Raw genomic sequence first — 24,128 nt, 5'->3', positions numbered from 1 at the left:
CGGGGGGATTTTCATGAAAAAAAGACATATCGGATTAGCCGCAGCAGGAGCATTAGGTGCAGCGTACCTTGCTAAAAAAGTATCTGCTGAAAAGAAAGTAGAAAAAGTTGCTGAAATAGAAGAAGAAATCAACAGCCGATATTATGGAGACAAACAGGTCTACCTGATCGGCGGAGGTATTGCAACTATGGCAGCAGCAGCATACTTGATTCGTGATGCAAATTTCAGTGGTAAAAATATCCATGTGATCGAAGGTATGAAAATTCTCGGTGGAAGCAATGACGGAATCGGTACAAATGAAAAAGGCTTTGTCGCACGTGGCGGCCGAATGCTAAATGAAGAAACCTATGAAAATTTCTGGGAACTATTTGATAGCATCCCTTCTCTTGAATGGCCGAATCACAGCGTAACAGAAGAAATTCTGAATTTTGATCATTTACATCCTACGCATGCGCAAGCACGTTTAGTCACAAAAGACCAAGAAATCCTTGATGCACATACAATGGGCTTTGATAATGAAGACCGTCTAGCGATGACAAAATTATTAGCCGCTTCTGAAGAAAGCTTGGATGATGTAACGATCGAAGAATGGTTTGGTCCGCATTTCTTTGAAACAAACTTCTGGTACATGTGGCAAACAACCTTTGCTTTCCAAAAATGGAGTAGCGTGTTTGAATTACGCCGTTACATGAACCGAATGATTCTAGAATTTTCTCGCATCGACACCTTAGAAGGGGTAACACGAACAGCCTTGAATCAGTACGATAGTGTGATTCTACCGTTGAAATCATTCTTAGAAAAACATGGAGTAGATTTCACTTTAAATGAGGATGTCGTCGATTTAGATTTCAAATCAGGATCTGAAATCACTGTAACGGCATTGAAACTTGGCAATGGTGAAACAATCGAGTTGAGTGAAGAAGATATCGTGATCATGACCAATGGAACGATGACCGACAGCTCTACAGAAGGTGACTGGAGCACTCCTGCACCGGCGGTTACAGAAGAATCACGTTCTGCTAGACTTTGGCGTAATATTGCAAAGAAAAAAGTTGGACTAGGGAATCCCGAACCATTCTTTGGCAATGAAACGCAAACCAATTGGGAAAGTTTCACAGTAACGTGCCACGGCGATAAATTGTTAAAACGAATCGAAGAATTTTCAGGTAATATTCCAGGTTCAGGTGCGTTGATGACCTTAAAAGATTCAAGCTGGCTGATGAGTACTGTTGTTGCAGCACAACCTCATTTTAAAAATCAAGATCCGGATACCACTATTTTCTGGGGCTACGGTATTTATACAGATAAAGTCGGTGATTATGTGAAAAAACCAATGCGTGATTGTACAGGTGAAGAAATTTTATATGAATGGATCTGTCAGATGGGATGGCAAGCGGATTGGGATGAAATAATTAAAGATGTTGTGAATGTGATCCCTGCTTATATGCCTTATATCGATGCTCAGTTCCAACCGCGTAAAATGACGGATCGTCCTCAAGTTGTTCCTGAAAACAGTACTAATTTTGCGATGGTCAGCCAATTTGTGGAAATACCTAAAGATATGGTTTTTACAGAAGAGTACTCTGTACGTGCCGCTAGAATTGCTGTTTATAAACTATTCGACATTAATAAAGAAATTGCTCCTGTGACACCATATAATCGTGATCCAAAAGTTTTAGCAAAAGCTGCGCAAACCATGTTTAGGTAAGAATTATTGTCATAGGAAAGCTAAGAAAAGTTAATAGAAAAACAAGACCCTCGGGGATTTCATAAAAACCGCACAATACGTATTGTGCGGTTTTTAGTTTTTTCAAAATAGTTCTTATAATAAGTAAAAAATGGTGTTAGAGTGTCTATGTTATTGAAAAAATTACTATATAATTAAAATAGATTGTATGCATACAAATGCAAAAAATATATTGATTACAGTAAATAAAAATTGAAATGGGAGTATTATGATATGAAGAATAAAATAAGAATAATTTTTACTGGATGTATAATTTTATCAGGATTTTTATATACATACTCACAAAGTACTGCTATAAAAGCTAAAGAAAAAATAAATCAAGATGTCAGCGTAAAAGAGATACCAAAAGAGACGAATTCTACAACAAAAAAAGTGCAAGGACCTAAAAATAAAGCAAGCTCAAGTTATAGAAGAGATGTATTTACTGAACAATTAGACAGTCTTGATTGGGTAGGAAGGTCTAAAAAAGATATAGTACGTAGTATTTCCGACAAAGCGATCTTAACTGGTGGATATGGAAGAGTAGCAGAACAGTTGGACAGGTTCCATACAGCAAACTCAGCTCCCGACAAACCATATTACGCAACATATCGCAGTTATAAGCCTTATGTGAGTCTGATAATGAGTAAAGTCGGAATTGGCTTTAATAAAAATCCTCAAGGTCCCTTATACAGAGGGGTTGAACAGAATGAAGGTCCGGAATGGCAAAGAGATGACTTTGAAACAATGTCGCCGCTCATTATTTCTCAGACATCTGAGTCAGGCACTAAAGTAATTGATGTTCTTAACATGTATGGGCTAGGAGGGGAAAAAGATCCTGAAACGCCACCATCACTTATAGAACCGGGTGCAAGCTGGTATGGCATAATGGCTCCAAATGAAATTCCTGTTAGATTTCTTTGGTCAAAAATCGTATACAATGTAAGAAATAATCCTGATGCGCATTCTGAAAATGCATTTGATTACTATTTGAGAGTAGAATATCTAATAGGAATGGACTCAAACACTGCTGGTAGCGTAATCACTGGAATTCGAGTAACGAATATCGGAGAAGAGACATTGACTGGATTTTCTATAGGTGGTCGATATAGTATTGCTTTTAAAAATATTCCTGAAAGTATGTACCCAACGAACAAGCGCCCTGTAAAATATATTGGTGGGAATAGAGGGCTAATTTTTTATAGTCAAAATCAGGATCCAGACTCGGATGTCGCAACACGATTTTCTTTTGACTCACCATCTAGGCCTGATAACTGGTCGGCAGGACAAATTACTGAATTGGGACACCCAGAACAATTTTTCGCTCCCAAATATACCAGCTTCAGTGGTCCCAATTCTAGTGGACAAGAAAAAAATAATGCTGCGTACGGAGAAATAGCCTATTCAGAAGACAGTTATAAAGAAAACGGATTTACTAAGCCATATACCACGGGTTTATATGTTAAAAATACACCAAAAGACTTAGCACCAAACGAATCCACTGTATATAGTTTCAATCTAGGACCTTCTGGGGTGATATCACTTAGACCAGAAATAATGTTGGATGAAAACGAAGTTTCTTATGAAGGAGGCCCTCATACTGTTACAGGGCATGTCTTGCAATATAGTGAAAATAGTAAAGAATTTAGCCTCCAGTATTCGTTTAAAGAATCAGGTCCCTATACTGATGCTACGAAGGTTTTAAATAAACCGGGGGAAGAAGTCCCATGGTCATTCGAAATACCTGAAGATAAACTTCAGCAAGGCGTTACGCAGGATATCTATGTTAGAGCAAGAGATACGGGTACTGATGCTATTTCAGTACCGCTACGTCAAACGTTGATCTACAATTTGAAACCAGTAATCACAGTTGAAAAGCCTAGTTGGTTCTTTACGGGTTCAGGATATACAATAAATGGGACTTGGAAGGAATCAGAAGGTGAGACCGTCTCCCTGTACTATTCACTTGATAACGGACCTCGAAAACTAATCGGGAAGGATTTAGCGAATACGCCAGTAAATACAGAGATAAACTTTAGTAAAGAAATTCCTGCAACGGAGCTAGGAAGTGCCAGTCATGAACTAGCAGTTTGGGCAGAAGATGTGCGTGGTGGATTATCTAAAGAGGAGATTTGGTCTATAGGTCCCCATAATAAACCAGTTATATCAGCTGACTTAACCATTGATAAACCAGAAATTGATGAAGGAGGAACCGTTTTATTTACCTCCACATTCAAGAATAATTCAACACATTCATTATGGGATAAGGTTATTTATGAGACAACAAATGCATTTCCAGAGAATGTGTCAGTAGATACTAGTTCAGTGAAGCTAGTCGCTGATGGTGTTGCTGTTATACCTGATAAGGTTGAGTTTGGCGTAGACAGGAAGCTTAAAATAGAATTGGGAACGGTGAAAGAACAAACTGAAATGAAACTAACGTATAATGTTGTTTCAGAAAATGGGACACCACCAATCAAAACACCAGTAAATGTGGACCAATCCTATAAATTAAGTGGGCAAACTGCGGATACAATTCTAGTAGAAAGTAAGTCAAATCTTCAGTCATTTACAATTAAACCAAGAATTGCTTCTGTAGAAATTCTCTTTTTGGAGGCTGGAACAGAACTACCGCTAAGAGAAAAAGTGACACTTCCATTGGGATTAATTGGGGATTTAACACCAGATGTTTCAATTGAAGTAATCGAAGGTTACGAGCTGACTCAACTTTACTTTGATTCTGTTCAGCAGACACCTCTTCCGACAAAACCATTCCAAGTGGAGTATGGCAAGGTGGAACAAGTAAAATTCTACTATAATGGAAGATTAAGTTTCAAGACAGTTCCGACTTCATTTGACTTTGGTATTCAAGACGCCGGAGTAGAAAGGAAACGTTTCAAACCAGAAATCAAAGGTTCTAATTTAGTAGTTTCTGATATGCGTAATGAAAAATCTGGATGGTCTTTGAAGGTTAAAGTCACCAATCCCTTGAAAAATGCCGATGGGATAATTGTACCTGATGTTATCAAATATAATAATGGCAGCGATGAATTAGTTTTAAATGAAATGGATACAATGATCTTCCAACGTAAAGATAACACCAAAAATGAGTATGATCTGACAAAGGAAAAATGGAATAAAAACGAAGAAGGATTTATGCTTGATTTTCCTTCAGGTTCTTTAAAAGCCTTAGGAAAATATCATGGAGAATTAGAGTTTACACTGGAAGATGCTAAGTAAATATAAAAATCATTTTTTCGGTCGAACTCCAAGTGACTAGTATATGACTATTTGAGTCGTGTATTAGTTACTTTTTTTTTTTAAAATTAAAGTAATTTGATTTGTCAAATTAAGCTAGACAATTGTCTTTCATTTATGTAACTCAAAAATACTTCTAATGGTGTTCGATAATTTAAAGATTTCCTTGGTATGTGATTTCTTTTAGAGGCGACAGCCGCAACAAAAGCTTGGTCAACTTGATTAAAATCCATTGTTTTAGGCAGCCCATCTTTACGTAATAACCCATTCGAATGCTCATTTAATCCGCGTTGTGAGGGGGTTCCAGGGTCTGCAAAATAGATAGAACTATCATTGACATTACTCATGTTTTTCCAATTTGAAAATTCTTTTCCACAATCAAAGGTCACGGATTTGAACAAATTTCTGGGAATCTTTTGTAGCCAATCAGTTGTCGCTTTTTCAATATCCAATGCTTTCCGACCATTTGGTTTTAATGTAATAATCACTTTTGAAAGGCGTTCAACTAGAGTGATGATGGCACTTTTATGATAAACGCCAACAATTGTGTCCCCTTCTAAATGCCCAAATTCCTGTTGGAAATCAGGGTAGTCAGTGGATCGTTCTGAAATATTGCGTTTAAATGCTTGCTTTCCGCGACGTTCTTTATGCCCGTTGGGCTTTCGTTTCCCTTTCATTGGTAGTTTTGAGCAATCAAATTGATTTGCTTTAAACTGACGATAAAGTGTTCTAACAGAGCATGAAATAGGAAACTCAGCTCGACCAATAATCACATCAGGTGTCCACCCTTGAGCCACCATAGTTTGAAGGTAATCATGCTGTTCTGTAGGCAAACTAATGGGTTGTCGACCACAACGCGTTTTATTTTCTTTATATTGTTGGTAATAGTCACAGATAGATTTTCCTTGTTTTAGGAAGTTGTAAACATTGTAGATTGTCTGTCTAGAACGATTTAAAGTCTTAGAAACCATCGTAACAGGTTGGCTCATATTGAAATAAGCTTCTATCATCACGAGTTCATTTGATGTAAGATGAGTATAGGTCATTTGTCTTCACTCCTTATAATTCTTTGGTCGGAACTATTTTGAGTGTAGCACAAATGACTTATTTAGTTGTCTAGCTTAATTTTACTATCGGCGAAATAAAAACTCTACAATAGAAAAGTAGAGAACAACGACAAAGAGAAAAAATCTATTAGATAAGTCAAAAGAGATTGGGGAAATGAATCATGAAGCGTTTATATAAATCAGTAGTATTTGAGATGAGTTTGTATTATGGGTTATTGGCAATCGTTCTGCCATTGATTTATGCTGTTACTTATCATCTATCTTTTATGTCTGTATTTAGTGTTGAATGGTTCGCTGTGACATTGTTCATGTATCCAATCGTATTGATTTTATCAATGATTCGTTATGGTTATCATAGGATGAGAAAAACGAGTCATTTATAAATGACTCGTTTAGAAAAAGCTGACACACAAATGAAAAATTTTGTGCGTCAGCTTTTTTATTTTACAACGTCAACTGTTCCATCTGGAATGCATCCGTCATTGCTTGTGTGGCATCTTTCATCGGTGTCACAGATTCTAGTTCTCCTTGAACCGCAATCCGAGTCGTAGCATACATATCCCCACAAGTGATCAATGTAATCATCTTCTTACCGGGGACATCATCGATCAACTCCACACGAGAAGGATCGATTTTTTCAACATAAGTGATTTTATATGTATAAACATTATTTAAATCAGTTGTATAGATTAATTCTCCAGGTTTGGAATATTCCAATGGTGAAAATAAAGAAATCATATCCTGTACACGGTGACTTGCTAGAGCGTAATTGCCTTTACCCATTTCTTGGTCAGGTTTCATCGTTCCAGCGCCCGTTAGTAACACAACATTATCCAATCCTCTAAAAATTGGTAAGTTGATTTTTACATCAGGAAGTGCAACTGCCCCAATAACAGGCAAATTTTTATTTGCAAGTTGGGCTTTGAGAACAGCTTCTGTACTAAGAGATTCAACTGCAGCGAAGTCAAAAGAAGTATCTGTCTGATTATTCTTTTCAACGATTTCAGGCGTTAATTTGTCTACCGCATAGGCTTTACCATTTTGCTGGATCAGCATATTTCTAATTTGTGTATTGAAGATTAAAGCTAAACCAACAATAAGTAATAAGAATAGGAAGATATTGATCAGCCAATTTCTTTTTCTTGATTTTTTCTTTTTAGGGCGTTCTTTTCTTGAGGCCATAAGCTTCCTCCTTTTTTCTTTAAGTGTATCATAAATCATTTTGAAACCCTAGTTTAAAATATTTATTTTTTTATAAATATGACTATTTAAAAGGAACCTTAAAGATACGAAAACTGCCTATTATTTTTTAGTGGATATTTGCTATCTTATATAGGATGTGTCTCCTTTTTAACTCTTTGTAACTGAATCTTAAAATAAAAGACACAAGCTTTTCTTACAGAAATATTGTAGAATGTAATAGAAGACATATGAGAGGGGTGATGGAACAAATGTTGGACTTGATTTATGTACATATTGATATGACAAGTAATGCAGTATTATCAAAAGGAATTACACATACAGACTTTACGCGCTCCATTGTTCATCACCCTAAAAATCTGTTGTTACTGAATCCTTCTACTGAAGAAGGAGAGTATGATATGCACAGCGGACTGAAGATTATTCGCGGACAAGAGAATGTAGACCAATATTTTTCTACAGCTCATCGCCGAAAAATGAACGAAGAAATTAAATGGATCGATTTCTCAGATGTTACGATGCTCAAAGAATTAACGCCTTTGGAGATTTCAGAGTTGCTTTATTTTGGACATATGAAAACCAGTCTGCATTCACCGTTCTTTTATAAATTACAGAATGATTTTGTTTTTTTTGAATTCGTTGATCATATGACTAGGGTTTATTATCGTTATATTGATGAGTTTTATCGAATTCTAGCAGATAAAATCACTCGAGTGATCTTGGAGAAAGTCAATGATCGGAAAACGTTTTTTAAACGTGGCGTTTCAGTTGAGAAACTGGATGTAGAATTGTTGAAAGAAATGAAGTCGATTTTACAAGAAGGTGTCGTTTTCTGTTTTGATCAGATGGATATCAAAGGCAAAGAATATCATATTCCCATTCATGTAGTGGAAGATTCTTTATGGAAAACAAAAAACTTCGCTTATCGTAACGAACCAGTAATAGCAATATTGATTTACAATACAGCAAAGCGCACGTGGCGTTTAATGCAAGAAGATGAATTTGGATTTACTGAATTGCCAAGACAGGCATGATATATAATAGAAGAAAACAAGCAGAAGAAAGTGCAACCCTTTTTCCTGCTTGTTTTTTTATGTTAAATATTTTTTTGTAATCTTAGTCGTTTTGCAATTTTTTCAATTAGAAAAAGTGCTGGTAGCTGAGAGGTTAGTTCGATCGTTTTATCATGATTATCACTGGTTTTATAAATGGTTTCCCGATTGATCGTATAAGGAATATTCAAATCAGACATGCGGCTGATCGTGGAACTGTCACTATTCGTGATGGAAATGATCGGGCATTTTTTTGTATTCAGGCGTTTGATATAGTGAATGATTTCTTTGGTTTCACCAGTGACGGACAACGCAATCACACAGGTACGCGCCAGTATGTCATCTGGAAACCATTCGATTGGATAATTAGAAGGATCTTCGATCCGTAAGGCGGTTTGAGATAAGTTTGTAAAATAAAGTGAACCGTAAGCAGCAATTGGTTCAGAAGAACCGGATCCGAGAAAAAGGACCAAACCTTTATCCGCTAAAAGAGTAACTGCTTGCTCGATTTTGATATCAAGAAAAGGCTCGTTGACACGTTCTAAAAAATGGATGTGCTGAGTCTCGTCGACATCGGCAATTTGGGCTTGGTTGATGGATTCATAATATAACTGAAGTTTCACCTTGAATTCAGAAAAACCGTTGCATTCAAATTTGTGACAAAAGCGTAAAATACTAGCAGTACTTGTGTGTGTTTCATCTGCTAAATCCCTTATCCGCATATAAGTGACGATTTTTAAATGATTCGCGATGTAGTGATAAATTTCATATTCTAAAGGGTTTAAATCAGGAATATAATCTAAAAAAAGCATAGCGTCCTCCTTGTGGTTACAAACTGTGACAAAATTGTGATAAATGACAAAAGCTGATACTTATCACAAAGGAATGAGAGCGCATAACCAAACATTATAATCAATGCTATACTCCAATTATAGAGTGTGAAAGCGCAATCTGCAAGAGAATTAAAATTGTTTGATACACGAGTTTAGTTTAAAAATTGGAGGAATAAATAATGAAAGTAGAATTTCCAAAAACGTTTTTCTGGGGAGCGGCATCAAGTGCGACGCAAGCGGAAGGACGTGTCGTAGGAGACGGAAAAGGGGAGAATATCTGGGACTATGCGTCAAAAGAATATAATCATCGTTTTTATGAGGGTGTCACGACAGAAAATACTTCTTTATTTTATCGCGACCATCAACAAGATATTCAAAAAATGCAGGATATTGCATTTAATTCATTTCGTACATCGATTTCATGGTCTCGTTTGATACCGAATGGTACAGGGGAAGTCAATCCAGAAGCGGTGACTTTTTACAATAATGTGATCGATGAATTGATCGCTAATAAAGTGGAACCATTTATTAACTTATACCATTTTGATATGCCGATGGCGCTTCAAGAAAAAGGGGGATTTGAAAATAAAGCAGTGATCGAAGCGTATAAGCAGTATGCTAAAACGTGTTTTGAGTTATTTGGTGATAGGGTGAAGTATTGGTTTACCTTTAATGAACCGATGATTCCAGCAGAAGCAGGCTATCTGCATGATCGTCATTATCCTAATGTTGTTGAGTTTAAACGAGCGGCAACTGTTTTACACACTATTATTTTAGCCCATTGCGAAGCGGTCAAGGTGTACCGTGAAATGGAATTGACAGGTAAGATTGGGATCATCATGGACGTGATTCCCGTTTATCCACGTAGTCAAAATCCAGCCGATCTATATGCTGCTGAAATGGCAGATTTATTTTATACGAAAAGCGTCAATGATGCGATTTTAAAAGGGAAGTATCCAGAAAGGCTAAAAGAAGTTTTAGAAGAATACGATCAACTACCAGAAGTGACGGAAGCGGATATTCAGTTAATCGCATCCACGAGTATTGATTTGTTAGGGATTAATTACTACCGTCCCAGAAGAGTGAAGGCAAAAGAGTGTGTGCCGAATCCTCAAGGTGTTTTTTCGCCAGAATGGTTCTTTGATGACTATGTGATGCCAGGCAGACGAATGAACACGTCGCGTGGGATCGAGATTTATCCAAAAGGGATTTATGACATAGCTAAAAAAATTCAGACAGAGTATGGAAACATTGATTGGTTTGTTTCTGAAAATGGAATCGGGATAGAAGGCGAAGAAGCGTTTATTAATGAAGGGATCGTCCAAGATGATTACCGTATCGATTTTTTGAAAGAACACTTGACGTACTTAAATCAAGCGATGGAGGAAGGCAGCAATTGTTTAGGGTATCATATGTGGACGTTTGTAGACTGCTGGTCTTGGGGGAATGCGTATAAAAATCGTTATGGTTTTTATCGGTTGGATCTAGAGACTGGCGCAAAAACAGTGAAAAAATCTGGTTTATGGTTTAAAGAGATGGTTGAAAACAACGGGTTTGATTAAAGAAAGGAAGGTAGATTGTTATGATGAAAACTCTTGATAATTTAGCGATGAAACTGCTGCCAATCGCAAATGCGATCGGTAATCAGCGGCATTTACAAGCAATTAGAAATGGCTTGATATCGATCTTGCCGTTAACAATTGTGGGTTCGTTTTTTACGATTTTATTGAACTTGCCGATTCCTGGCTATTCTGAAATGATTGCGCCGTATTTAGCAGCGTTAGATGTTCCGTTTCGTTTTACTGTTGGTTTGATGTCTTTATATGCGGCTTTTACGATTGGCTCATATCTAGGGAATACGTATAAATTAGATAAAATCACCAGCGGCTTTCTTTCGATGCTAGCAACGCTTTTGATGGTTATGCCGGTCAATCTTCAAGAAGGTGTGGATATCGCTGGGAATGCGGTCGCAGGCGGTCGATACATCCCGATTACACCACTCGGCTCACAAGGATTATTTGGAGCAATCGTGGCAGCATTGATTTCTGTTGAAATTTATCGTTTTACAAAGGAGAAAAAGCTAGAGATCAAGATGCCTGAGGGTGTTCCGCCAGTGGTAGGAGAATCATTTGCAGCACTATTACCGACTTTGTTAGTCATTTTAGTTTTCTGGATTCCACGTCACTTTTTTAATTTCAATTTAAATGATTTATTGAGTGTGGCGATTTCACCTTTGAAAGTCTTTTTGACGGGTAATAATCTTTTTGGCGGTATTATTACACAATTTATGATTTGTTTGTTTTGGGCTTTAGGGATTCATGGACACGCTGTGTTAGGACCGATCATTCGTCCGTTTTGGGATCAAGCGATTATTGAAAATGCGGAGTTGTTTCAAAATGGGACCAGTGCTTTCCAATTGCCGAATATTTTTACGGAGCAATTTTATCAATGGTATGCGCAAATGGGCGAAACTGGAGCAACGTTAGCATTTGTTTTCTTATTCTTATTCTCTAAATCAAAGTATTTGAAGCAATTAGGGAAATTATCGATTTTACCAGGGATTTTTAATATTAATGAACCAGTGATTTTTGGGACACCGATCGTGATGAACCCGCTGCTTGCGATTCCTTTTATCCTCGTTCCAATCGTCAATACGATTTTGGTTTATATTGTGACTGCACTAGGTTGGATGCCGAAAATGATGGTTAAACCACCGTTTTCGATCCCTGCACCTTTGGGGGCGTTGATTACTTCTAATTGGAACTGGGTGGCTTGTGTGATGGTTTTTGTTTGTTTTGCGGTTTCGTTAGCAATTTACTATCCATTCTTTAAAATGTTTGAAAAAATCCAAGTGGAGCAAGAGCAACAAGTTGAGCAAGATGAATCTGTTACGGCAAGCGAAGGGATGTAACATAATTTTAGGAGGGCGAAGAGATGGTTTACTTTATTAGCGGATGTATTATATTCGGCACGCATTATTTATTGAAAGAAAATCAGTGGTTGTTTGGGAAAAAGTTGTGGCAATTGATTTTGGGCGCTATTCTTTTTGTGGGGGTTACGGCTATAATAAGCACGTGGATTGGGTCGTTGTTTCCAGTTATTGGTGTAACGTTAGTTTGTGCTACGATGCTTCAAATCAAGTATACACATCAATTGGCTACTCAACGATTAGGATAGAAAAAAGACGAGCTGAATCGTGATCAGTTCGTCTTTTTTTCTGCTGTCTCGTTTTCTTTATCTTTCAAGGCATCTTCAATTTCTTTATGCAAGAAGTAAGAGATCACCGTTCTGATCACGACTAAAATGGCTAATTTTAAAATATCTTGAAAGGTTGGTTTGATGATTGATTCAATGATGTCAGCAGCAATCAATATTTCTAAACTAAGTAGAATGTAGCTACCTAGAAAACTTTTAATAAAATTATTTTGTCGAGCCATGACGATCCGATTCCGATCGTTTTTTTCACTTTTTAGAAAATCGATCCCAGCCATGATTACACCCCAAATCAAGACAATGATTGAAAAAATATTCAATGCTAAAATGAATAAATCAAAAAATGGAATTAAGTTGTCCATGATATTTTGAGCTAAATCGTGCATTCGATATTCCTCCTTTTTCTAGATTTTAATAAGACTATCGAAATGATTTAGTCTCGTTGAGAAATTTTTTTAGCAGAAACTAGCAACATCATAGGCCTACGTAGTTCATTACGCATTTCTGCGCTTGCTTCAAGCATTTCAGGTGCAGGCATAGGTTCAACTAAACGAGTAATTTGGAAACCATTTGTTAGTAGTCCATCTAAATAGGTAGTCAAGGTTTTGTGGTATTTCATTACAGTTTCCCCTAAAAAGGTTGTTTCGCGAATACTTTCATCAAAATAGCGGTCAACCGGCCAATAAATCGGTTGTCCATTCTGATCGTAGATCCAATCTTCTGTTCCTTGTGCTGTGAAAATCGGATGTTCCGCAGAAAAGATAAAGTCCCCGCCAGTTTTTAAACAGTGATGGACCTTCTTTGCGATCTCGTCAAATGACGGCACGTAATGAAGTGCTAATGAGCTGATGATAATATCAAAGGTTTCGTTTAATCCATCAATTTCTTCCATACCCATTAAATGATAATTGATTTTTGGAGAATCCGTCATTTCATTTGCTTTTTCGATCATCCGTTCAGATAGATCAATGCCAATGACTTTTTCAGCCCCATTTTCAACGGCATACCGGCAATGCCAGCCGTAACCGCACCCAAGATCCAAAACATTTTTTCCAGTAAAGTCAGGTAGTAGTTTTTTTAACTCATGCCATTCACCGGCACCTTCCAGCCCTTTTTTTGAGCGATCCATTTGGCTGTAAGCCTCGAAAAAGTTGGGATTGTCATATTCATTTTTCATTGTATATCTCCTTTATACGAGTGTAGATTCTGTCTTTTTTATTGTATCAGATTGCTAGGAGAATACCCATAAAAGAGAATGGACTAATACATTTTTAAATCATTGAAAAGTATGACCGCAATCACGTAATACATGAATGGTTTTATCTTTATCTTTGTTTTTGATTAAAAGGTAATCCGTATTATAAGTAGATAAAGCAAAAATAGAAATCTGGTTTTCGGCTAATGGATTCGCCAATTGAGTCAAAATACCGACTAAGGAAAAATCCAATTCACCAACGATCTGAATAATAAACCAATCATTATCGACAGAAAGTGCTTGGTCGGTCTCAAGTGTATCAGAAGGGACAATAATAGAACATTCATCTTCTGTATAGGTAATACTTTTGAATGCGTTTATCTTATGAAATGAAGTAGGAATTTCGGTATAAATAGGAAATTTCATGATGGTGTAGTTTAGTTTATCTAGTAGTTTTAACTGCATCGGGTTTCCTCCAGGTCTCTTTCTTAAATAGGGATCTCTAAACGTGCTTGTGAACCGTAAACATTAGGAGGCTGCTGACTGATATCTTTGAAGCCTGCCTCCAAACATAATGCTTGAGTGAAAGTTTTATCTTCATTGACGATGATTGTAAGTTGATCGATGTCTGAAAAATATTGGTGAATGAATATTGGTAGTAATTGAACAGCTTGTTTGACATAGCCATTTCTTAAATGCCGAAAGTCAGTTGAAAGGTCTTGCACTAATAGACTGTTTTCGTTATCAGAGTAAGCACTGCTGCCTTTTGCTTCGAAAAGGGTGAAAAAGGCTACCAAATGCTCATTTTCAAAAGCGAGGACAGCATGACGCTGTGGGTCTTTTTTCGTTAAAGCGATAGCGATTTTTGGTTCGCGGACATAGCGTAGCTTTATTTCTGATAAGCAGTAATTATCGATGAGTGTTTGATGTGTATCATCATACATTTTTAGGTACATGATTTTTCCCCCAGTCTCTTTTAATCTACTTATTTATCCAATCAGTAAGAACTATTGTTTTATATGTATAGTATAACTTGTTTAGAAGTTCTTGTGCAGTACTTTGTCGAAAAAAAGAAACAGTCAGAGGGTGAAACATGATCGTTTCGCTCTAACTGTTTTGCTTATTTTTTTGAAATAAAAGGATTCTTACTCTTGAGTAGTATCATATTTAGTCCTTTCTGTATTCTTTTTTCAAAAAATAAAAAAATTATAAAATTCAAATTGCAAATATTTTTTTTATATGTGAATCAATATAAGCTCTATATTCGGCGGTTTGAAGGGATAGACAGATAATAGTCTTTTTTTTTTACAAAAATATACAGTAATAAAATAATGAATATCAAATAAATAATGCATAATAAATTCAAGGGAAATATATTTATAGTGGAAAAATATAGTTTAAACATATGTATATCATACAATTAAGTTATAAAGTTGTTCAACTATTTTGCCTAAAAAATTAATGGAGGGGAAATTGTATGACAAATAGATTAGGTGTGATCGAAATCAACAATTATGATGAAAAGAAGTCGTTTGTCAATGAAATTGTTGAGAATTACGAACATGAATTAGTAACAATTAAAAATGAAAATCAATTAGAGGAAATTGATGGATTGATCATTTCTACAAATAAAATGGAGGACTACATTGAAGTTTGTCACTGGTTGGTAGTACTGCGCGATAGAAAACCATTATTCGTTTGGATTATTTCCAAAGAATATGACGATGATATGAAAAAACTTTACTCTAAATTAGCGACAAATTCAATTGTTGAAGTTGTTAAATCTGACATTGATAATCAATACCTACTGATTCAAATAAAAAAAGCAATTGATTTTCAAACAAAAATACTAACTTATAAAAGAGACAAACCTCAAGGAAATATTTTTAGTTTGGATAGTCAAAACTTGAAATGTGTTGTTGGTGACAATGAAATACATCTAACAAGAACGGAATTCAAACTGTTTACTATTTTATACGACAATATAGGTGATGCTGTCAGCTATAAAAGATTAATAGAGATTATTTGGCCTGATGCTGATGAAATGAATTATAAATATAGACTTGCAAATATAGTTTTTCAACTAAGAAAAAAACTAAGCAGACAAACATATTTAGAGCTTCAAATTGTTAGAACAAGAGGCTACCTATTGAGCTACAAATAGTTTGATTAAATTAATCTGAAAACTAACTACATGAAGGAATGGATGGTACATCAAGTGAACTTTATCAAAGAGAAATTCAGAAAAAATAAATTCTATTTTTTGAATCTATTATTTATAACAATTGCATGGTCAGCATATTTTCTTCTGTTTTCTAATTTTTACAAAGAAGCCGCTTTTTACACAGACAAAAATGCAAATATTATCCTACAAGTACTTTTTCTAACTACCTATCATTTAGATGAAATATTGTTGTATCTTGCGCTAGCATTTGTACTGTTAACAATTCATCAATTGATCGTGTTGTACTTTTTTATAAAAGAACAGAAAAATCTAGACGTGAAAAATAAAAACCAACTAATTATAGTGGGCTATTTACTCCTATTAGTTAGTTGTGTGATTGGACTATTATACAACCTATTGTGGCCATTGTTTTTGCTTGTGGTTATTTTTTCCGGCACAGCTGTTTATACAATACATGCAATAACGAAATATCTGTATGAAGATGATCAAAATATGTATTTACACAACGAAAATATAAAAATGGAAGGTCCGTTTGCAACAGAAGAAGAAGTACAGAACTTTATAAATGAATTTAATAAATACTGGGAAAGTTATTTTTATAAAAAAGGATTCGAAATACATAGTAAAGTTGAGCTGGATGACAGTAATGGCTATTTTGTTTATTTATATGCAATCAGTAAACAAAATTAACAAAATATGGACAAGGAGATAGATTATTGGAAAAGAAAATTAGACTATTATTTATAACAATCGCTTGTTTTATCACTACCCTCATTGGATGTGAGACAGCATTGGCTGTACCAGAAGACAATAATCTAGGTTATGTCGTACAATTAGTCCAACCTAAAAGTCAAATTGACCCGAATCAAAGTTATTTTTATGTTCAAACTGAACCTGGAGTAGAACAAGAATTAGAAGTAAGAATTAAAAGTACAAAGAAAGAAAGTGTCAAAATTAAAATAAGTGCAGCAGATGCATTTACTGGAGACAATGGAACAATTGAATACACAGCTGATAAAAAAAAGTTAGATGAATCGCTAAAAAATCCTATTAGTTCATTAATTAAAATCGATACTCCTGAGATTACCATAGGTAATTATGAAGAAAAAAAAGTGACGGTTCGTTTGAATCCATCTGAAGAACATTATAAAGGGATAAAAATGGGTGCTTTAGTTTTCAAATTAGATTTGGGCGAGCAAAGCTCTGGAGTTGCGACAGAATTTTCTTATAGAACTGGTTTTCTTATGTCAGAATCTGGAGATGAATTCACTGATGGACAAACCTTAGAAATGACCTCAGTGAAAGCTTCAATAAAACGCGGGAAAAAAATGGTACTAGCAAGCTTGAGAAATCCAGAACCGAAAGTATTAGAAGATATGGATATCACTGCAACAATGGTGAAACAAGGCACAGATGATGTGGTGAAACAAAAAACGGTTCAGAATTATTCAATGGCGCCAAATAGTCATTTTGATTTTGAAATGGATTGGGGAATTGATAGTCTTCCATCTGGTACTTATACACTGAAATTAGATGCGAAAAATGCAAATAAAGAATGGCATTTAAGTGAAAATTTTACTATCACGAATAAAGAAGCAAAAGAAATGAACGAACAGAGTGCGTTCAAAATCGTTACACCAACATGGATCAAGGTAATGAGTATTACCATGGCTATTTTGACTGTGATGCTAGCGATTATCATAATAGTTAGACGTAAAAAATGGGAAAAACTTTGGAAAAAAATGCGCTTAAAAAAGAAAAAGAAAAAGAAAAAGAAAAAAATATAGTTTGCTAAATGAGGAGAATTATATATGGGAAAAAAAAGTGTATTTTTAGTTAAGATAATCATGATTCAAGTATTACTGTTTCTTATTTTGTGCTCTAATAGTCTGTTTGTTCAAGCAGAAAAAACAGATGCAGGTATCGGTTTTGAAGAATCAAAAGTTGTGGACCCTGTAACACCACCTGCGGAGATAAAACCTGTTGGTCCCGACCGAGACAAGCAATTGCCTCATTTAGGTCAGATGGTCACGTCCATTATTCTATTGTTGATAGGTTTAGGAATGTTAGTAATATTTATTGGGGTTCTTTCGTTGAAAAAATTATGCTACACGACTCTAAAGGAGGTATAAACAGTGAGAGATTATTTCTGGGTATTCGTATTGTCTGGAATATCAGTTACAGCACTACTATTTTTTATTACGACGTTGTCTAGAGATGCATTCTTAAGCAGACGTCTTAAATTAAACAAAAGTTACTTAATCTTAAATTTTAGTTTCATCATAATCTCACTAGGAAGTTTATCATTGATTATCTATTTGTTTATTCTATTAAAAGAACAAATCGGATTAATTGCATGATCGTTGATTTAGTGAACGGTTTAAATCAGTAATTGTCTCCATTCTAGTTGACAGCTTGAGAAGGAGATAAAATTTTGAAAAAACTAATTTTAACAACACTTTTAGCATCATCAGCTTTGATGGTTTTCGCTAAACCAGCAAATGCTGAGGAAGTAAGTAAAGATAGTACAGACGTAGGAATTCGTTTTGATACTGATGGACCTGTTAAACCTGGACCTGGACCGTATAAAGACAACTTAGCGCTAATTTGGACACCATCTAGATTTGATTTTGGTAAACAAAAAGCGACAGCAAACATTGCAACTTTCAGTAATAAAGTTGTAGGAGACCAATATCTTGTAGTCAATGATGATAGAGCATCAGAAGCTGAAAAAACAACAAGTGCTTGGAAATTATCTGCGACGATGTCTGAATTAGTATCTAAAGATTCAACTAAAGCTGAATTACCAGCTAAATTGACATTTTCTCTAGGCGATATTGAATCGTACGATATTGGTGATGTGGATGAAGAAACAAATGATTACTATCCTAACCCAATTGAAGGTAACCTAGGTAAATTACCAGAAGGTAGTGATACTAAGCTAAACAAAGCCGTTTCTTTAGAAGCTGGAAACACAACTGCTGTTGAGCTTATGGGGAAAACAAAAGCTAACGCTGTCGTAGATGGTTTTGCCACAAAATTATCTGATACAAAATTAGTCGTTACAACTGGTACTGGCGCTGAGGGTAAAAACTTCAGTGGTCAAGTTAACTGGAGCTTAGATAACACATACTAAAATTAAAGTATCTAAATTAAAAATTAAAAGATAAAGTTGTTTCTGGATGGGAATGACAGTTACTGATTTAAGCTGTTCACTAAAAATAAGTAAAAAAACAAGAAAAGAGGCATACCATTGAAAGGACTAAAATTAGCTTGTTTAAGTATTATTCTACTCCTTTTTTTTCCTCTTAAAACGTATGCACAAGAGGAAAATAATCAGTTAATGAGCGGTTTTTCCTATGAAGTGGTGCAGCCGGCTAATCAGCTGAATAAGAATGTAGGATACTATGATCTGTTAATGCAAAAAGGACAAAAGCAAAAAGTGGAACTAATTTTGCATAATACAAATCAAAAAGCACTCGATGTATCCATAAAATTGAACAGTGCTAAAACCAATGGCAATGGTGTTATAGATTACGGACCAAACGATTTAAAAGAAGATGTGTCACTAAAACATAAGTTTACAGATATTGTTAAAGCACCTGAAAGAGTCACTGTTCCAGCAAGAAGTGATAAGAAAGTTGTAATTGAGATAGCAATGCCTGAAGATACGGTTGAAGGTCTAATTGCAGGTGGTATACAACTGCAGATCATAGATGAAAAAGATGAAAAAAAAGCAACAGAAAAAGAAGTCGTACAAAATAAATTCGCTTATCTGATAGGCTTTTTATTGAGTGAGTCAGATACCCAAACGATTAAACCAGAGCTCAAATTTAATAGAGCGTATGCAAAAGTCTATGATGGACAGTATACACTTTTTTTAAACTATTCTAATACCCGCCCGATTTATGTGGAAAATATGGGGGTAGAAATCAAAGTATTTAAAAAAAATTCAAACAAAGAATTGTTTCAAATGAAAAAAAACGATTTAAGAATGGCCCCCAATTCAATGATCGATTTCCCTATCTCTTTGGCAGATAAAAACTTTGTTAAAGGGGAATATACATTAAAAGCGGATGTCAAACTAGCGACTGGTGAAAATTGGAAGTGGGAGAAAAATTTCAAAGTAACACAAGATGATTTATCGACACTGGCTGTCCAGAAAAAACAAATGAGACCTGAAAGTTCAAATTCATGGTACAAGTGGCTGTTTAGTGGTATTTTTATCGTATTTTTAATTACAACTCCAGTAGCATTTTTTATAATAAAACGGAGAAAGTAGCGTTATTTAAATTTTGTAAATACGAAAATAATAATTTTATAAGGGGTGGCAACTTGAAGAATATACGACAAACACGTAATAAGTCTATAATGGCTATTGTAGCATTACTATTTACCGTTTTAGCATTTTATGCGATCAAGGCACCAACAAAAATAAAAGCGGATGAAGAAACAAGGGTTTCTTCAACGAGTGCTGAAACTCAAGATAGTGCTATTCATGCTTTAACTACAGAAACAGAGCGGAAAAAAACAGAAGTTGAGACTAGCGAAACTGTTAATTCTGCTGAAGTGCCAAAGGACACATCAATTAAGAGCAATGACGCTAGCCAATTTTCTTTTTATACTGCTAACGTTGACTCAGACCAGCCATTTGGTGCCACTGCAATTCCTCAGGTAATTCGCGTTGGGGAGACCTTTACAAAAAAACCAGAAGAATTATTAAAAAATATCCTGTTGCCGGAAGGGCATACAGCTTCGTATTCATATGTTGGGGGGCAGCTACCATACATAGATACTACTGGTCCAAATTCGTTAATTCTTAAAATCAATATGGTGGATAATAACGAACCAGAGAATAAATTAGTGATTAAAGTACCATTAGCAATACTAGAAACAAATCAGTCGCTAAACAGTTACATAATTGCACAAGAGCCAGACCATATAATTAGGATTGATTACGCCGATTATAGTGCTAAAGTTTCTAATACAAAGGAGATGAATGAGTATATACTTGAAAAATCAGGATTGGTTGTTTTTAATGGACAAACTGGTAAGTCAGGAAAAATGACCGCCGGATATCAACCCGGCATATTACCAAGTGAAAATCCAACTATGGGCGTTACGTACGAATTGAATTATTATTATAGTTCTAGTGGTCCTAACATATATGGTAATGTTAAAATATCTTTTAGAAATGAGGTAAACCCAATTGAGGAAAAAATAGAAAAGGAGTTCTCTTCAGGATATACTGATATTCCTTACGGTAGTAAATCAGCTTTATTGACAAATAATCAGAACGGATCAAAAATTGGGATGATACATCGTGGTATTCATTTTAATCTTGCTAATCCTCAAGGTGGGGAAATTGGCTATAATTCAAGAGATAAAAATGGTAGAAGTATGTTTGAGCTGTATGGAGTAACTGCTTATTTCCCTTATATAGATGGTAAGAAGCAAACTGAGATCACTAAAATATATAATTCGGAATTTGCTAATGTCAGGTTTTTGAAAAAAGATAATAGGTTACGTCAGATAGTAATTGACCAAAACAAGCAGGTTGTATATGTACTAGATGCCTATATAGAAAAAAATGGTTCTTTCATAGAAGAGGCTTCCATATATAATACGTCGGCTAATAAACGAACACTTGGGTTAGTATCAGCAAATGAGATGGATTACTTAACTTATGGCAGCACTACCTATTTATATAGTAACAGTTCTGGCTTTTATATGCTTGAAAATAACACGGGGAAAGATCGCAAACGTTTTTACATGAAAGTTAAAAATAGTCGTGGTCAATTTTTAGGAGACCAATCTATGTGGGTTGTCGGCAAGCGAGGTCAAGGGGATCTCAATTTAACGCCACCCAAATTTGGAGATATGCTAAAAAGGTATAACTTTTTTTATGATGATTTTTCTAGATCTGGTTTTGAAAATAAATTCTATGCTAACGGTACTAAAGTCATGGCTTGGTCGATTCTTCCTTCGGTGGATGAAAATCAACAATATCAGGTAGGTGTCAAACACAGACCGATAGAGTCAGGTGAGAAACTCAGATATAAAGTAGAATATGGGTTAGGTGAAGTACCTCCTTACATTTTAATAGACACGGATCCAAAAGAATACAATGTTTATAGTGATTATGATAAAGATTCTGACTTTAGCTACGAGTTAAGTCAAATTCCGGAAGTTGGCAATACTGGAACGGTTACGTTTACTTTTCCTGATGAGACAACAAAACAAGTATCTTATAAAGCGGATAAAGATAAAAAAAGCAAAGGAGACTTCACGGTTCCTAGAAAGACATTACCTAACGTATTGAATGACTCTCCTGGGACAATAAAAAGTTATTACACGGATATCTTTGCTGAAAATGATTCTCTGGGTATTACGTCGGAGGAAAATACAGCGGCGATCAATGTCTATCGTGTAGGTGCAAAGCCCATCCCACAAATTATTCAAAAAGGCAAACCATTTACTAAAAAACCGCAAGAAATAATCAGGGATCCGATTATTTTGCCAGGAAATACAGCTGTGTATGAATACGAAGGCGAACTGCCGGATACATCCACCTTGGGGCTAAAAAGCGTCCTCGTCCGTATGACAGACAAAGAAAGACCGGATGAAACAGCACTCATCAAAGTACCCGTCCAAGTTGTGGAAGGCCCGCCACCAACCAGCGGACTATTTTTAGCAGCAAATGATTATTCGAGTCCAGTACAAGAACTACAAGGGATTACAGAAGATCAAGTAAATGAACTTATATTAAAGAATTCAGAAGCTATTGCGTGGGACGTCGGCACAGGATCAACAGAAGACATCCAAATGTCCGTGACAGATACAACATTGAAACCAAATGCCCAAGTTGGCACATACAAAGCAAGCATAAAAGCGGTCAAAGGAACACTCACTGCTAAAAAGGATATTACGATTAACATAATAGATAAACAAACAGTTAAGGTAGAATTTTTAGATGAAGCAGGTGAGCCGATGCATGAACCTGTGTCATTGCTGAGAACGGTTGGAACAAAAATTGATCTGACGAAAGAAGAAGAAGTTCAAGCGGCAATCAACGAGATTCAAAAGGAACGCTACCAAATTTATGAAAGACCTGAAAACGAGACTGCATTGGTCGTTCCGAATCAGGATACAACGGTTACCTATCGATTTGAAGGGACATTATTTGTCAGCTCCTATCCGAACTATATGAATTTTGGTGTGAAAATACTACAAGCTAGTACGCCGTTCATCAGAGTAGAAAAGGCAAGATATGACAGACCACTAAAAATTTGGGATAACCGTAAAGGGACGAAACCTTGGACACTGATGGCAACGTTAGAAAAACCGTTGACGAGTCAAGAGGATGAAAGTAAAAATCTCCCAGAAGCTATTCGCTATAAGAAAAATAACTCGACGACTGTAGTTTTGAGGACAGGAACTGCGGAAACGATTGAAACGAAAAAAATAAAAGAACCTGGTGATGTAAACATCAGTGAAGAATGGGACTCTGGAAAGTCAGGATTACAATTGGAAGTCCCTGTAGGCAAGGTTGTTCAGGTCGGAAAATATCAGGCAACTATTTTATGGCAACTAGCAGAAACACCTTAACATCAGTTATATTGATGAAAATAAAAGAAGTAGCGGCACTAAGGCTTTAGGGTGATCACCAAGTACTATCACTTAAAGCAACAAAGCAAGTTGTTGAATTAGCTAAATTTACACCATTTAACTTATTCTAATACTTTTTATTTTAAAATGAACTAACCATTTTTTCTGAATTACCTCCAAAAATCCAACTTTTTTAAGTGGTAATTCAGAAAATTATACATAGTTAAATCAACATCAATAGGTTACATAACTAAGCATCTAGAAATTGGGAACGATGAAGAGAGGCTAAGGAGGTAAATCAATTGAAAACATACACAATAAAAGAAGTCTCAGAGATAATGGGGATTTCACCTTATACATTACGTTTTTATGATAAAAAGGGATTATTTCCTTTTATAAAAAGAAATAGCCAAAATATTAGAGAATTTAGTGAGGATGATTTAGAGCTGGTCTACATACTAATGTGTTTAAGAGCGACAGGGTTATCTGTTAGTAAAATGCAGTATTACATAGAATTATTTTGTCAAGGGGATAATACCTTAAAAAAACGCTTAGATTTATTGATAGAGCAACGGCATACAATAAAAAAACAGTTAGTAGAACTTAATCAAAAAAGTGAAATGTTAGAGTATACGATTGCAGTATATCAAGGGATAATCGAGAGGAAAGAGGATAGTTTGCACAGTCCAATTTCTGAAAAAATATAAAGAAATCAGAAAGTGATGCGCTTTAATTTTTTATCATGCAAGCAATTTTGATTTTTAAGACCTGAATAAGAAGTGAAAGTAATT

Annotated in this window: 23 protein-coding genes; 16 read left to right on the top strand and 7 right to left on the bottom strand. The window is 35.5% G+C overall.

The window, feature by feature from the left end; translation table 11 throughout:
- The first annotated feature begins 13 nt into the window (after nucleotides 1-13).
- Nucleotides 14-1,708, top strand: coding sequence for an oleate hydratase (locus IGL98_RS16370; RefSeq protein WP_206912441.1), 1,695 nt, complete (start codon nucleotides 14-16; stop codon nucleotides 1,706-1,708).
- A gap of 252 nt (nucleotides 1,709-1,960) precedes the next feature.
- A complete protein-coding gene (locus IGL98_RS16365; RefSeq protein WP_206912438.1) occupies nucleotides 1,961-4,966 on the top strand; it encodes a hypothetical protein in 3,006 nt (1,001 codons plus the stop codon).
- Nucleotides 4,967-5,070: 104 nt separating this feature from the next.
- Here IGL98_RS16365 and IGL98_RS16360 read toward each other — a convergent pair whose 3' ends face one another.
- Nucleotides 5,071-6,030 carry an IS30 family transposase gene (locus IGL98_RS16360; RefSeq protein WP_339099472.1) on the bottom strand — a complete coding sequence of 320 codons (960 nt, stop codon included), beginning with the start codon at nucleotides 6,028-6,030 and terminating at the stop codon, nucleotides 5,071-5,073.
- A gap of 182 nt (nucleotides 6,031-6,212) precedes the next feature.
- Between IGL98_RS16360 and IGL98_RS16355 the strand changes: the two genes are divergently transcribed.
- Nucleotides 6,213-6,434, top strand: a complete 222-nt coding sequence (locus tag IGL98_RS16355) for a hypothetical protein (RefSeq protein WP_206847274.1) — start codon at nucleotides 6,213-6,215, stop codon at nucleotides 6,432-6,434.
- A gap of 61 nt (nucleotides 6,435-6,495) precedes the next feature.
- On the opposite strand, the gene IGL98_RS16350 is transcribed toward IGL98_RS16355, so the two are convergent.
- Nucleotides 6,496-7,233, bottom strand: a complete 738-nt coding sequence (locus tag IGL98_RS16350; protein WP_206847276.1) for a class A sortase — start codon at nucleotides 7,231-7,233, stop codon at nucleotides 6,496-6,498.
- A gap of 269 nt (nucleotides 7,234-7,502) precedes the next feature.
- On the opposite strand from IGL98_RS16350, the gene IGL98_RS16345 reads away from it, so the two are divergent.
- The gene (locus tag IGL98_RS16345; RefSeq protein ID WP_206847290.1) at nucleotides 7,503-8,285 is read left to right on the top strand and encodes a hypothetical protein; all 783 of its coding nucleotides are present in this window, start codon (nucleotides 7,503-7,505) and stop codon (nucleotides 8,283-8,285) included.
- A gap of 62 nt (nucleotides 8,286-8,347) precedes the next feature.
- Here the strand turns inward: IGL98_RS16345 and IGL98_RS16340 are convergent, their stop codons facing one another.
- The gene (locus tag IGL98_RS16340; protein ID WP_206913358.1) at nucleotides 8,348-9,115 is read right to left on the bottom strand and encodes a MurR/RpiR family transcriptional regulator; all 768 of its coding nucleotides are present in this window, start codon (nucleotides 9,113-9,115) and stop codon (nucleotides 8,348-8,350) included.
- A gap of 200 nt (nucleotides 9,116-9,315) precedes the next feature.
- On the opposite strand from IGL98_RS16340, the gene IGL98_RS16335 reads away from it, so the two are divergent.
- From IGL98_RS16335 to IGL98_RS16325, 3 genes are read left to right on the top strand one after another with little or no spacing between them, the layout of a single operon-like run.
- Nucleotides 9,316-10,698: a glycoside hydrolase family 1 protein gene (locus IGL98_RS16335; protein ID WP_206847278.1), complete on the top strand. Its 1,383-nt coding sequence runs from the start codon at nucleotides 9,316-9,318 to the stop codon at nucleotides 10,696-10,698.
- 23 nt (nucleotides 10,699-10,721) lie between these two features.
- Complete coding sequence (locus IGL98_RS16330) at nucleotides 10,722-12,047, top strand: PTS sugar transporter subunit IIC (RefSeq protein ID WP_206913365.1); 1,326 nt, start codon at nucleotides 10,722-10,724, stop codon at nucleotides 12,045-12,047.
- Nucleotides 12,048-12,070: 23 nt separating this feature from the next.
- Nucleotides 12,071-12,313: a hypothetical protein gene (locus IGL98_RS16325; protein WP_206847280.1), complete on the top strand. Its 243-nt coding sequence runs from the start codon at nucleotides 12,071-12,073 to the stop codon at nucleotides 12,311-12,313.
- Nucleotides 12,314-12,336: 23 nt separating this feature from the next.
- Here IGL98_RS16325 and IGL98_RS16320 read toward each other — a convergent pair whose 3' ends face one another.
- The 4 genes from IGL98_RS16320 to IGL98_RS16305 form a co-directional block, all read right to left on the bottom strand.
- Nucleotides 12,337-12,735 carry a DUF1622 domain-containing protein gene (locus IGL98_RS16320; protein ID WP_206913360.1) on the bottom strand — a complete coding sequence of 133 codons (399 nt, stop codon included), beginning with the start codon at nucleotides 12,733-12,735 and terminating at the stop codon, nucleotides 12,337-12,339.
- Nucleotides 12,736-12,782: 47 nt separating this feature from the next.
- Nucleotides 12,783-13,526, bottom strand: a complete 744-nt coding sequence (locus IGL98_RS16315; protein ID WP_206847283.1) for a class I SAM-dependent methyltransferase — start codon at nucleotides 13,524-13,526, stop codon at nucleotides 12,783-12,785.
- A 99-nt stretch (nucleotides 13,527-13,625) separates the two neighbouring features.
- Nucleotides 13,626-14,009: an ACT domain-containing protein gene (locus IGL98_RS16310; protein ID WP_206847285.1), complete on the bottom strand. Its 384-nt coding sequence runs from the start codon at nucleotides 14,007-14,009 to the stop codon at nucleotides 13,626-13,628.
- A 23-nt stretch (nucleotides 14,010-14,032) separates the two neighbouring features.
- Nucleotides 14,033-14,500, bottom strand: coding sequence for a GNAT family N-acetyltransferase (locus tag IGL98_RS16305; RefSeq protein WP_206913363.1), 468 nt, complete (start codon nucleotides 14,498-14,500; stop codon nucleotides 14,033-14,035).
- Nucleotides 14,501-15,021: 521 nt separating this feature from the next.
- On the opposite strand from IGL98_RS16305, the gene IGL98_RS16300 reads away from it, so the two are divergent.
- The 9 genes from IGL98_RS16300 (at nucleotide 15,022) to IGL98_RS16260 (ending at nucleotide 24,044) form a co-directional block, all read left to right on the top strand.
- Nucleotides 15,022-15,708, top strand: a complete 687-nt coding sequence (locus IGL98_RS16300; protein WP_206913257.1) for a helix-turn-helix domain-containing protein — start codon at nucleotides 15,022-15,024, stop codon at nucleotides 15,706-15,708.
- A gap of 42 nt (nucleotides 15,709-15,750) precedes the next feature.
- Nucleotides 15,751-16,419: a hypothetical protein gene (locus IGL98_RS16295; RefSeq protein ID WP_206847287.1), complete on the top strand. Its 669-nt coding sequence runs from the start codon at nucleotides 15,751-15,753 to the stop codon at nucleotides 16,417-16,419.
- 26 nt (nucleotides 16,420-16,445) lie between these two features.
- Nucleotides 16,446-17,516, top strand: a complete 1,071-nt coding sequence (locus IGL98_RS16290) for a DUF916 and DUF3324 domain-containing protein (protein WP_242590308.1) — start codon at nucleotides 16,446-16,448, stop codon at nucleotides 17,514-17,516.
- 24 nt (nucleotides 17,517-17,540) lie between these two features.
- A complete protein-coding gene (locus IGL98_RS16285) occupies nucleotides 17,541-17,861 on the top strand; it encodes a hypothetical protein (RefSeq protein WP_206847288.1) in 321 nt (106 codons plus the stop codon).
- A 3-nt stretch (nucleotides 17,862-17,864) separates the two neighbouring features.
- Nucleotides 17,865-18,089, top strand: coding sequence for a hypothetical protein (locus tag IGL98_RS16280; protein ID WP_206847289.1), 225 nt, complete (start codon nucleotides 17,865-17,867; stop codon nucleotides 18,087-18,089).
- Nucleotides 18,090-18,163: 74 nt separating this feature from the next.
- Nucleotides 18,164-18,865: a WxL domain-containing protein gene (locus IGL98_RS16275; RefSeq protein WP_206913255.1), complete on the top strand. Its 702-nt coding sequence runs from the start codon at nucleotides 18,164-18,166 to the stop codon at nucleotides 18,863-18,865.
- A 117-nt stretch (nucleotides 18,866-18,982) separates the two neighbouring features.
- Nucleotides 18,983-20,011 carry a DUF916 and DUF3324 domain-containing protein gene (locus IGL98_RS16270; RefSeq protein ID WP_339099484.1) on the top strand — a complete coding sequence of 343 codons (1,029 nt, stop codon included), beginning with the start codon at nucleotides 18,983-18,985 and terminating at the stop codon, nucleotides 20,009-20,011.
- A gap of 53 nt (nucleotides 20,012-20,064) precedes the next feature.
- Nucleotides 20,065-23,337 (top strand): hypothetical protein, encoded by a 3,273-nt coding sequence (locus IGL98_RS16265; RefSeq protein ID WP_339099486.1) that lies wholly within the window; start codon nucleotides 20,065-20,067, stop codon nucleotides 23,335-23,337.
- A gap of 302 nt (nucleotides 23,338-23,639) precedes the next feature.
- Nucleotides 23,640-24,044, top strand: coding sequence for a MerR family transcriptional regulator (locus IGL98_RS16260; protein WP_206913233.1), 405 nt, complete (start codon nucleotides 23,640-23,642; stop codon nucleotides 24,042-24,044).
- The last annotated feature ends 84 nt before the right edge of the window (nucleotides 24,045-24,128 follow it).

Origin of the sequence: Enterococcus sp. DIV0840, from assembly GCF_050527835.1 — a bacterium.
Lineage (GTDB): Bacteria > Bacillota > Bacilli > Lactobacillales > Enterococcaceae > Enterococcus_L > Enterococcus_L ureasiticus.
The sequence above is the reverse complement of the archived record's forward strand: the minus strand, read 5'-3'. Positions and strand labels throughout refer to the sequence as shown.

Bases quoted from the DNA above. Each gene is read 5' to 3' on its own strand.
- IGL98_RS16330 (WP_206913365.1), top strand. From the start codon at position 10,722: ATGAAAACTCTTGATAATTTAGCGATGAAACTGCTGCCAATCGCAAAT.
- IGL98_RS16295 (WP_206847287.1), top strand. From the start codon at position 15,751: ATGGTACATCAAGTGAACTTTATCAAAGAGAAATTCAGAAAAAATAAA.
- IGL98_RS16340 (WP_206913358.1), bottom strand. From the start codon at position 9,115: ATGCTTTTTTTAGATTATATTCCTGATTTAAACCCTTTAGAATATGAA.
- IGL98_RS16345 (WP_206847290.1), top strand. From the start codon at position 7,503: ATGTTGGACTTGATTTATGTACATATTGATATGACAAGTAATGCAGTA.
- IGL98_RS16365 (WP_206912438.1), top strand. From the start codon at position 1,961: ATGAAGAATAAAATAAGAATAATTTTTACTGGATGTATAATTTTATCA.
- IGL98_RS16320 (WP_206913360.1), bottom strand. From the start codon at position 12,735: ATGCACGATTTAGCTCAAAATATCATGGACAACTTAATTCCATTTTTT.
- IGL98_RS16350 (WP_206847276.1), bottom strand. From the start codon at position 7,233: ATGGCCTCAAGAAAAGAACGCCCTAAAAAGAAAAAATCAAGAAAAAGA.
- IGL98_RS16285 (WP_206847288.1), top strand. From the start codon at position 17,541: ATGGGAAAAAAAAGTGTATTTTTAGTTAAGATAATCATGATTCAAGTA.
- IGL98_RS16300 (WP_206913257.1), top strand. From the start codon at position 15,022: ATGACAAATAGATTAGGTGTGATCGAAATCAACAATTATGATGAAAAG.
- IGL98_RS16335 (WP_206847278.1), top strand. From the start codon at position 9,316: ATGAAAGTAGAATTTCCAAAAACGTTTTTCTGGGGAGCGGCATCAAGT.
- IGL98_RS16315 (WP_206847283.1), bottom strand. From the start codon at position 13,526: ATGAAAAATGAATATGACAATCCCAACTTTTTCGAGGCTTACAGCCAA.
- IGL98_RS16310 (WP_206847285.1), bottom strand. From the start codon at position 14,009: ATGCAGTTAAAACTACTAGATAAACTAAACTACACCATCATGAAATTT.
- IGL98_RS16360 (WP_339099472.1), bottom strand. From the start codon at position 6,030: ATGACCTATACTCATCTTACATCAAATGAACTCGTGATGATAGAAGCT.
- IGL98_RS16370 (WP_206912441.1), top strand. From the start codon at position 14: ATGAAAAAAAGACATATCGGATTAGCCGCAGCAGGAGCATTAGGTGCA.
- IGL98_RS16355 (WP_206847274.1), top strand. From the start codon at position 6,213: ATGAAGCGTTTATATAAATCAGTAGTATTTGAGATGAGTTTGTATTAT.
- IGL98_RS16325 (WP_206847280.1), top strand. From the start codon at position 12,071: ATGGTTTACTTTATTAGCGGATGTATTATATTCGGCACGCATTATTTA.
- IGL98_RS16305 (WP_206913363.1), bottom strand. From the start codon at position 14,500: ATGTACCTAAAAATGTATGATGATACACATCAAACACTCATCGATAAT.